Genomic DNA, 9,240 nt, shown 5'->3' on the forward strand with positions numbered 1-9,240 from the left:
CGAAGATGTGAGAGACGGCGCGGGCCGGGCGACAGGCCCGTGACCAGGGAAGGAAGAGGTCATGCAGGAACTGATCACCACCGACGGGACACGCATCGCCTACCGGGACACCGGTGGCGATGGCATCCCCCTGGTCATGCTTCACGGCTGGGGCCAGACGCAGGCGATGTTCCGCCACCAGGTCGAGAACCTGTCTCCCGGGCGTCGTGTGGTCACCGTCGACTTCCGGGGCCACGGGTTGTCCGACAAGCCGAAGCACGGCTACCGCATCGCTCGGTTCTCCCGCGACGTGCTCGAACTCGTCGACCACCTCGGCCTGGTGCGGTTCGACGCGCTGGGGTGGTCGATGGGCGTCTCGGTGTGGTGGAGCTTCATCGACCAGTACGGCACCGGACGGATCCGGCGCCTCGTCGCCGTCGACCAGCCGGCGGCCGTCGCTGCCGTGCCCTGGACGACCGGGCAGGAGCAGCAGCAGTCCGGCGCCATCTTCGACGTGTCGCAGCTGCTCGAACTGGGTGCCGCGCTCGCGGCCCCCGGGGGTGACAAGGTGCGCGCCGACTTCGTGCGCGGCATGTTCTCGGGTGACCCGGCCCCGGAGATCCTCGCCTTCGTCGCGCAGGAGATCACCTCGACACCTGCTTACGCCGGCGTACCTCTGCTGTTCGACCACTGCGCTCAGGACTGGCGCGACGTCCTTCCCCGGATCGACGTGCCGACCCTGGTGATCGGCTGCGAGGGGAGTCATGTGAACCCCGACTCGCAGCGCTTCATCGCCCAGCAGATTCCCGGCGCCCGACTCCATGTCTTCAAGTCCGACGTGGCGAGTTCGCACTTCCCGTTCCTCGAGAACCCCGCGGCGTTCAACGCGGTGGTGGAGAAGTTCCTCGCCGAGGAACCGGACACGAGGGCCTAGGCCGGCCTCCGTGTCCACGCCGGCGGCCGTGCGAACGGCTCCCCCTCCCGCGAAGAACCGAAGGTTTGGAATTCTCATGGCTCAGTCAGTGATGTCACGCGCGCCTGAAAGGGAGGTCCGGCAACCGGCCGGTATCCGGCCGGCGCCCGCTTCCGATTGGCTCGTCGAGATCCGTTCCGGAATACCGAGCGAGGGGAACGGGAGCTTCCTCTACCTCGGCATGCACGTCCGCGGATCGGCGACCAGCGTCCGCGAAGGGGTCAGAACGGTTCTGGAGCCCCACGACCTGGTCTTCTGCGACCCGGCCCGGCGTCACCTCCTGCAGTTCGGCGACGACTGCCGGATGGTCTTCTTCCGGGTGCCCCGCGGCTACCTGGGAGTCACGGAATCGGAACTGGACCAGGTGGTGGGCGTTCCCGTGCGTGGTGGCGACGGGCTGGGGGCTCTGGTGTCGGACTTCCTGTCCGCGCTCGCCGACAAAGCCGATCTCCGCCGGCCCAGCCCCGGGGACCGACTCGCCCGTACGGCCGTCCACCTCCTGTCCGTGCTGCTCATGGAGCTCCTCGAAACCGGAAGGGAGGGCGAGGAGGCCGAGGCGTCGACGGTCGGCGGCGAGATGCTGTCCCGGATCCGGTGCTTCATCGAAGAGCACCTCATGGACCCGGACCTCTCACCGGAATCGATCGCACGCGCCCACCACATCTCCGTCCGGTACCTGCACAAGCTCTTCCAGAACGAGGGCGTCACGGTGAGCCAGTGGGTGCGGCGACGCCGACTGGAGTCCTGCAGGGTCGAGCTGGGCCGGTCAAACCGACGGTTCACCGTGGCAGCGGTGGCGCACCGCTGGGGCTTCAGCAGCCCTTCGCACTTCAGCCGCACCTTCAGGGGCGCGTACGGCATGACCCCGAGCGAATGGCAGTCCCTGGCGACTTCGGCCGTCACTGACGCCCCGCACGCGGCCTGACACCGAGAAGAGAACCGCCATGACCCCCACCGTCGTACTCGTGCACGGCGCCTTCGGCGACGCAGCGGCCTGGATAGGCGTCATCTCGGAACTGCGCAGCCGCGGCATCCCGGTGATCGCACCGCCGAACCCCCTGCGCGGCCTCGCCTCCGACGCCGCCTACCTCACGTCCGTCGTCTCCCAGATCTCCGGCCCCGTCCTGCTCGTCGGCCACTCCTACGGCGGGGCACTGATCACTGTGGCCGGCGCTGCGGAGAACGTCGTCGGGCTCGTCTACATCGCGGCGTACGTGCTCCACGAAGGCGAGAGCCTCGGCGATCTGGAGAGACGCTTCCCCGACTCGTCGCTGGCGGGCAACTTGAAGACGTGGACGTACCCGCTCGTCGACGGTGACTGCGCAGTCGAGGTCACCATCGACGAAGCGGCCTTCCCCGCCGTCTTCGCCGCGGACGTGGCGAAGGATGTCGCCGGGGTCCTGGCGGCGGCCCAACGCCCGCTCGCCGCCGCGGCCTTCACCGAGGCGGCCTCCGCAGCCGCCTGGCAGGTCAAGCCGTCCTGGGCCTTGGTGGCCGGAGCCGACCGCGCGATCAACCCGGAGGTCCAGCGCTACGGCGCCGAGCGGGCCGGGTCCGTCGTCGTCGAGCTCCCGGACGCCTCCCACGCCGTCGCCCTGTCGGAGCCCAGGCAGGTCGCCGATCTGATCAGGGACGCGGTGCGGGCGACGAGCTGACCGGAACGCACGGCGTGGCGCGGACGAACTCGTTTCGTCCGCGCCACGTTCCTTTCCGAATCGCGTGCACCGGCGGTCAAGAATGCGTGCGCGGGATGGCTCGACGATATTCGGAACACCGGTAATTTCCATGGAGTCGAAAGGAACAGAAAATGCAGCTCCCCCTCGAAAAGACGATCAGCGCGAGACTGATGACAGCGGAGTACGAATGGCATGAACTGACCCTGTGCGTGCGGCATTCACCGGACGATGCGCTGGCAGTTCGAATGGACCTTTTCGCAGCCGAGGACGATCCGCCGGCCGCGACCTGGGTGTTCGGCCGGGATCTGCTCGCCACCGGACTCATCCTGCCGACGGGCGAGGGAGATGTACGCGTTCGGCCCCATGGCGAGGACGAGACGGACGTCGAACTCGTCTCGGGGCAGTCCTGGTGCGTCGTCAGGATGGCTTCGGCCCATGTGCGCGACGTGGTGGCCAGGACGCAGTCCGCCGAGGAGCTCTGGAACGACAAGGCGCGATCCGAGCTCGACCGGGTGCTGGCGGAGATCCTTTCAAGCGGTATCAGGAATGCGGATTCGTAGGCTCCAAGGACCGCCCGGGCACGCGCCGAAACGCTGACCAGCCGCGTTCGCGCAACCGTTGCCCCACCTGGCCCCGGGCTGTTCCCGCACCGCACTCGCCCCGCCGGACGAAAGAACGACCGGCCGAAGCGCCTGATCCGGAACTGCCCGGACGGGCCAGACCCGGTGCGTGCAGTGGAAAGCCGCCGCCCCCCGATTCCCTAGATTCGTCCGTACCGAGTCCCCATCATGCCGGCCTCCGTTGTCGGCAGGGCCACACCTTCACGGAGTGCACCCATGCCTTTCCTCCCCGTCGACGAGGAGAACTCAAGCGTCATCAACCTGTACTACGAGGACCACGGCACCGGCCGGCCCGTCGTGCTCATCCACGGCTGGCCGCTCAACGGTGCGTCCTGGGAGAAGCAGGAGGCCGCGCTGCTGGCCGCCGGACACCGCGTGATCACCTATGACCGCCGCGGCTTCGGCGCCTCCGACAAGCCCTCCTTCGGCTACGACCACGACACCTTCGCGGCCGACCTCGACGCCGTGCTCACCCGGCTCGACCTGCGCGATGTGGTGCTCGTCGGCTTCTCCATGGGCAGCGGCGAGGTTACCCGATACCTCGGCACCTACGGCTCGGAGCGCGTCTCCAGGGCCGTGATGCTCGGCGTGCTGCCGCCGTTCCTGCCGAAGGCCGATGACAACCCGGGCGGTGTCGGCGGCACCGTCTTCGAGAAGATCCGGGGCGCCATCCGCGCCGACCGCCCGGCCTTCATCGCCGGCTTCCTCGCCGACTTCTACAACGTGGACGTGCTCGGCGGCGACCGGGTGAGCGACCAGGTCGTCCAGTACAGCTGGAACGTCGGCGTTTCGGCCTCCGCCCAGGCGACCGCGGACTGCGTCCCGACCTGGCTCACCGACTTCCGTGCGGACCTGCCGAAGATCGACGTCCCCGTCCTGATCATCCACGGCGACGCCGACCGCACCCTGCCGCTGCGCTCGACCGCCGTCCCACTCTCGAAGGCCATCGCGGGCGCCCGCCTGGTGGTGCTCGAAGGTGCCCCGCACGGTCTCATCTGGACGCACGCCACCGAGGTCAACAAAGAACTGCTGACCTTCATCGGCGGCTGACCGGCCGCTCCCCCACCCCCCTCCTCTGATCCCCTCCCCTGCTCCCCGAAAGCGAGATCGTATGTCGAGCATGCCCGTCGCCGGGATCCGTCCCGGCCCGCCGGCCCCCGGCCACTCCCCTGAGCACACCGCAGATCTGGTCGTACGCAACGCCAAGGTGTACACCGGCGACCCCCTGCGCCCCCGGGCGAGCGCGGTCGCGATCCGCGCCGGACTGATCACCGCCGTCGGCGACGACGCCGACGTCCTGCCGCAGGTCGGCCCGCACACCCGCGTGGTCGACGCGCTGGGCCGGCGCGCCGTCCCCGGCCTCAACGACTCGCACCTGCACGTCATCCGGGGCGGCCTCAACTACGTGCTGGAACTGCGCTGGGACGGCGTGCCCACGCTGCGCCAGGCGCTGGCCATGCTGCGTGCCCAGGCCGAGCGCACCCCGCCGGGCCAGTGGGTCCGGGTGGTGGGTGGCTGGTCCGCCGACCAGTTCGCCGAGCGTCGACTGCCCACCCTTGCCGAACTCAACGCCGCCGCCCCCGACACCCCGGTGTTCGTGCTGCACCTGTACCAGTCGGCGCTGCTCAACCGGGCGGCACTGCGGGCCGCGGGCTTCACCCGGGACACCCCCGACCCGGTCGGCGGGCAGATCGTGCGCGCTCACGACGGCGAGCCGACCGGCATGCTGCTGGCCGCACCGGGCGCCCTGCTGCTGTACTCCACGCTTGCCAAGGCTCCGACCCTGGACGAGGCCGACAAGGCCGCCTCCACCCGGCACTTCCTGCGCGAGCTCAACCGCTTCGGGCTCACCTCCGCCATCGACGCGGCGGGCGGATTCCAGAGCTTCCCGGAGAACTACGGCACCGTCACGGAGCTTGCGAAGAACGGCCAGCTGACGCTCCGGATCGCCTACCACCTCTTCCCGCAGACCGCCGGGCAGGAGCTGGACGACCTACGGCGCTGGGTGGAGACCGTCCGACCCGGCGACGGGGACGAGTGGCTGCGACTCAACGGAGCCGGGGAGAACCTCACCTGGGCGGCCGCCGACTTCGAGAACTTCTCCGAGCCGCGCCCCGAACTCGGCCCGTACGAGGCCGGGTTCGAGCAAGCGGTGCGCCTGCTGATGGAGCACGACTGGGGCTTCCGGCTGCACGCGAGCTACGACGAGACGATCCGCCGCGATCTGGCGGTCTTCGAGCGGCTGGCCACCGAGGGTCTGTTCCCCGGTGGGAACCGCTGGCTCTTCGACCACGCCGAGACGGTCTCCACCGCGAGCCTGGAGCGGATCGCGGCGCTCGGCGGCGCCGTCTCGGTGCAGAACCGGATGTCCTTCCAGGGCGAGGCGTTCGTCCGGCGCTACGGCGCGGCCGCGGCCGCCGACGCCCCACCGGTGCGGGCGATGCTGGAACGCGGCCTGACGGTGGCCGCCGGCACCGACGCCACCCGGGTCTCCTCCTACAACCCATGGGTGGCCCTGCACTGGCTGGTCTCCGGACGGGCCGTCAGTGGACGTGCGCTCCGCCCGGCCGCCAACCGGCTGAGCCGCGAGGAGGCGCTGGAGCTGTACACCCTCGGCGGCGCCCGGCTCACCGGCGAGGAAGAGGTCAAGGGCCGTCTTCGGGTGGGCTGTTACGCCGACCTCACGGTGCTCAGCGCGGACTACCTCACCGTCCCCGAGGCGGACATCCCGCACATCGAGTCGGTGCTCACCGTGGTCGGCGGCCGTATCGTGTACGGCGCCCAGGAGCACGAGGGCCTCGCCCCGGAGCTGCCGGCGGTGGTCCCGCTGTGGAGCCCGGTGGCCCGCTTCGGCGGCTACCAGGCCACCCCGGCGCCGAGCCTGTCCGGTGTCCGGCAGGCCGAGCGGCTGGCCGAGGCGGCGGCCGACTCCGACGAGCAGCGCGACTGGCGCGCGGCCCGCGGCCAATGGGTACCCGGACAGGGCGGCGGCCCCGCACTCGACGACCCCTGTTTCCTCTGAGTCGCCCGCTTCCGCCCTGACCGGTTCAACCACCGGGCGCCGCCGAGCCCTTGTCGCTCGGCGGCGCCCGGCGTTGCCCGGCGGGAGCCGCGAAAGGACCACCCACGTGACTTCCTCCGCCTCCCCCTCTCTCGTGCCCGCCGCGCGGATCCACGACCGCCACCCGCTGCTCGAGGTTCTGGCGACGCAGCCGGGTGAGTTCCTCGCGCTCGGGGCTGGTCAGCTCGCCGGGCAGGCCTTCGCCCCGGTCGTTGCGGTCCTGCTTGCCCCAGCCCCGCAGCCCTCCGGGCTCACATGTCCCAGTCTCCAGGTGCCCAACCGCAGGGTGGAACTTCAATTTCCTCGGCCGCACGGCGAGCATGGAGACCTGGCGGATCTCCCGTGGCCTCCTCTGGGAGGACCTCCGGAGTCCGGCCGGCCTCGGGAACGTACGGATCTGGCCGCCGTGGCTCTGTCACGGCCGCAAGCTGCTTCGCACCATGTCCTCGCCAGAGGCCTCGTCGAGGGCGACGTCGCGCAGCGGGCACTCAGCGACGGCGTCCAGGGCTGCCTGCTCGACGCCGAGGCCCGCGGCGAACTGTCGGCGATACCTGTCCTGGGCGATGTACAGGTCGGCGGTGCCGTCCGGAGGCTTCCCCGGCTCGATCGTCCCACCCAGCGGTGGAGCCCGGTACCGGCCGGACAGCTCACCGATGCTCTCGCCCGCCTCCGGCACGAACGCCGCGACAAACACCAGCGCCTTCACGTTCTCCCGGCCGACGGCGGCGTTGGAGGTGACCGCACCCCCGTAGGAGTGGCCGACAAGCACGACCGGGCCGGAGCCGGGCCAGGACCGTGACGAGATGCTCGGCACGATGCCCGGAATCAGCCGCCTACCTCCGGCGCTTCCCGTCCCGTCGGCCGCGACCGGGCAGCCGCAACCCCTCGCTGGTCAGGAAGTAGAAGACCGGCAGCACGACGAACACGGCGAGTGCGGCGACCGGGGTGGTCAGCGCACCGACCGCACCGGCGAGGAGATATGCCACCATGCCGGCCCACGAGCGGAGCCTGCCGTGAGCGACGTAGGAGGGTTCGACAGCGTGGTGCAGCAGCTCCGGACGCCGGTTCAGATGGCCGTAGAGCACGATCCAGCTGCCGCACATGCCTGCCGCGATCCCGGCGTACAGTGCGACGGCCACGCGAGCGTCGGTATCGAAGACGCTGTTCTGCAGTGCGCCCGACAGCACCGCGGTGGGAAAGGCGAGCGCCGCAGTGGTGAAGAGCAGGAGGAGATTGGCCGCGTGCAGCCCGCGATCCATGGCACGTATCCGCGCGAAGGCCTGATGGTGATTCAGCCAGATGACCGCCACATAGCTGAAGGAAGCAAGGTAGCCGAGGTAGACCGGCCACTGGCGGAGCAGAGCCAGCCCGAGTCCGCCCGGCTCGTGGGGCGGATCCGTGAGCCCGAGGACCAGGATGGTCACGGCGATGGCCAGCACGCCGTCGCTGAACGCCTCCGCGCGGGCGGTCTCGGAGCGAGTGAACCTCCACGGGAGGCCGTGGTCGTCCGTCATGTCGTTCTCTCCTCTGATCCCGGAGCGCACCACCCGATGCGCCGGGGTCCGTTGTGCCACCGACGGCACACCGGAGTGCTCCGGGCGGGTCGGCCGCTGCTCGTCGACATCCACCAGTCGTCCGCCGGGGAAGGCGGATGCCGCGGCGCGCCCTACGGGGGCGGGTGGGGCATGGACCGGGCCGCACGGGCAGGCGGGGTCGACTCCGGTCGTCACCGTATGTCCGCCGGTCATGGTCGGTTGGTCCATCCGTGTCCCGGTTCTGGCCTCTGCGCGAACCGCCGTCGGAGGGCTTCGCCCTCCCCGAGTCCATGCTCCTGTTTCCGGTGGACACGAGACAGTCCGCGAGCAGCAGCACCAGCCCGTCGAGGCAGGCCATGCCGACCAGGACCGCCGGCCCCCGCACGACCCTGAGCACAACTTCACAACGGGTGAACACCCGCACGGCGCCGATGCGACATGTGAAACTTCCCGAAACCGTACGCCCCGACCACCGCACCCAAGGGCAATGCCGATACCTGTCGATGCGTCAGAATGGCCTGCGGCCGAGCGAGGTACCGGCAGACCGGAGGGTCGCACCTGGCCCGCTACAGCGTCGACCCCGATCGGGGCGAGCTCATCGCCACCTGGGGTACCGGCGAGGGCGACCTCGCCACCCGCGTCGTCACCCTGCCAGCGGCCACCGGCACCTCCGTCCTGCTCGGCCTGGCCCGCGCCCTCGGCCAACTGTCGGACGCCGCGTTGCGCACCTACCACCGCGACCGCCTCGTCCGAGCCACCGCCCCACGAACGGACACGCCGCCGACCGGCTGGTTCTCCCTTTGCCACAGGCCAAGGGAGAACCTCAGGTCAGCCGCATCTTCGTGGGCCGGCGGTCGCAGGGGTGGTCGCCTTGCGGGCGCACGCTGGGAAGAGAAGGACTCCGCGCGCTCGACCCTTCGAGGCGATCACCATGCGCTGCTCACCGAACCCCGACCGAGACAGAGGACGCGTCTACCGGCTCTGCCGAGCCCGGCGCCCTTGGCGCCAGCACCCACGCCCCCACCGGCAACCGTCCGCCTACCAGCAGGCACGAACAGAAGAACCGTCGACGCCATGGCCGATGTGGCCCGGTGACCGCCATGCGACCACCAGGCCGTCGCAGCAACAGAAAGAGCCGGCACCTGGTTTCCCAAGTACCGGCTCTGACAACCGACATCACTGTCGGGACGACAGGATTTGAACCTGCGACCCCTTGACCCCCAGTCAAGTGCGCTACCAAGCTGCGCCACGTCCCGTGGTCTCGTGGCCCGGGCGGAGCCTGGGGGGCTCTGCTTCGGGTTTCTCGACCTTGTCGGCCGGTTGTCCCGGCGACGAGGAAAACAATACAGCACGTCGGGGGGTGCTCGCTGCAGGGTTGTCGGGGGGTGGGTGGGGG

The 9,240-nt window shown here is 70.2% G+C and carries 8 protein-coding genes, 1 tRNA gene and 1 pseudogene; 7 read left to right on the plus strand and 3 right to left on the minus strand.

Annotated features, from left to right (window positions below; genetic code table 11):
* The first annotated feature begins 61 nt into the window (after positions 1 to 61).
* The 7 genes and pseudogenes from VR45_RS16345 to VR45_RS50560 form a co-directional block, all read left to right on the plus strand.
* Positions 62 to 913: an alpha/beta hydrolase gene (locus VR45_RS16345; protein ID WP_045940494.1), complete on the plus strand. Its 852-nt coding sequence runs from the start codon at positions 62 to 64 to the stop codon at positions 911 to 913.
* 10 nt (positions 914 to 923) lie between these two features.
* Positions 924 to 1,877, plus strand: a complete 954-nt coding sequence (locus tag VR45_RS16350) for an AraC family transcriptional regulator (RefSeq protein WP_045940495.1) — start codon at positions 924 to 926, stop codon at positions 1,875 to 1,877.
* A gap of 19 nt (positions 1,878 to 1,896) precedes the next feature.
* Positions 1,897 to 2,607, plus strand: a complete 711-nt coding sequence (locus VR45_RS16355; protein ID WP_045940496.1) for an alpha/beta hydrolase — start codon at positions 1,897 to 1,899, stop codon at positions 2,605 to 2,607.
* Positions 2,608 to 2,759: 152 nt separating this feature from the next.
* Complete coding sequence (locus VR45_RS16360) at positions 2,760 to 3,188, plus strand: SsgA family sporulation/cell division regulator (RefSeq protein WP_052709135.1); 429 nt, start codon at positions 2,760 to 2,762, stop codon at positions 3,186 to 3,188.
* Between the two features lie 276 nt (positions 3,189 to 3,464).
* A complete protein-coding gene (locus VR45_RS16365; protein WP_045940497.1) occupies positions 3,465 to 4,298 on the plus strand; it encodes an alpha/beta hydrolase in 834 nt (277 codons plus the stop codon).
* Positions 4,299 to 4,359: 61 nt separating this feature from the next.
* Positions 4,360 to 6,270, plus strand: coding sequence for an amidohydrolase (locus VR45_RS16370; RefSeq protein ID WP_045940498.1), 1,911 nt, complete (start codon positions 4,360 to 4,362; stop codon positions 6,268 to 6,270).
* Positions 6,271 to 6,629: 359 nt separating this feature from the next.
* Positions 6,630 to 6,710, plus strand: a pseudogene (locus VR45_RS50560) (SsgA family sporulation/cell division regulator); the annotation flags it as partial.
* Positions 6,711 to 6,724: 14 nt separating this feature from the next.
* Here the strand turns inward: VR45_RS50560 and VR45_RS16375 are convergent.
* The 3 genes from VR45_RS16375 to VR45_RS16385 form a co-directional block, all read right to left on the minus strand.
* Positions 6,725 to 7,123 (minus strand): alpha/beta hydrolase, encoded by a 399-nt coding sequence (locus VR45_RS16375; RefSeq protein ID WP_052709136.1) that lies wholly within the window; start codon positions 7,121 to 7,123, stop codon positions 6,725 to 6,727.
* Positions 7,124 to 7,142: 19 nt separating this feature from the next.
* Positions 7,143 to 7,937, minus strand: coding sequence for a TMEM175 family protein (locus VR45_RS16380; protein WP_234325992.1), 795 nt, complete (start codon positions 7,935 to 7,937; stop codon positions 7,143 to 7,145).
* Positions 7,938 to 9,026: 1,089 nt separating this feature from the next.
* Positions 9,027 to 9,100 (minus strand) — tRNA-Pro (locus VR45_RS16385).
* Between the last annotated feature and the right edge of the window lie 140 nt (positions 9,101 to 9,240).

The organism is Streptomyces sp. NRRL S-495 (assembly GCF_000966955.1).
GTDB classification, from domain to species: Bacteria; Actinomycetota; Actinomycetes; order Streptomycetales; family Streptomycetaceae; genus Kitasatospora; species Kitasatospora purpeofusca.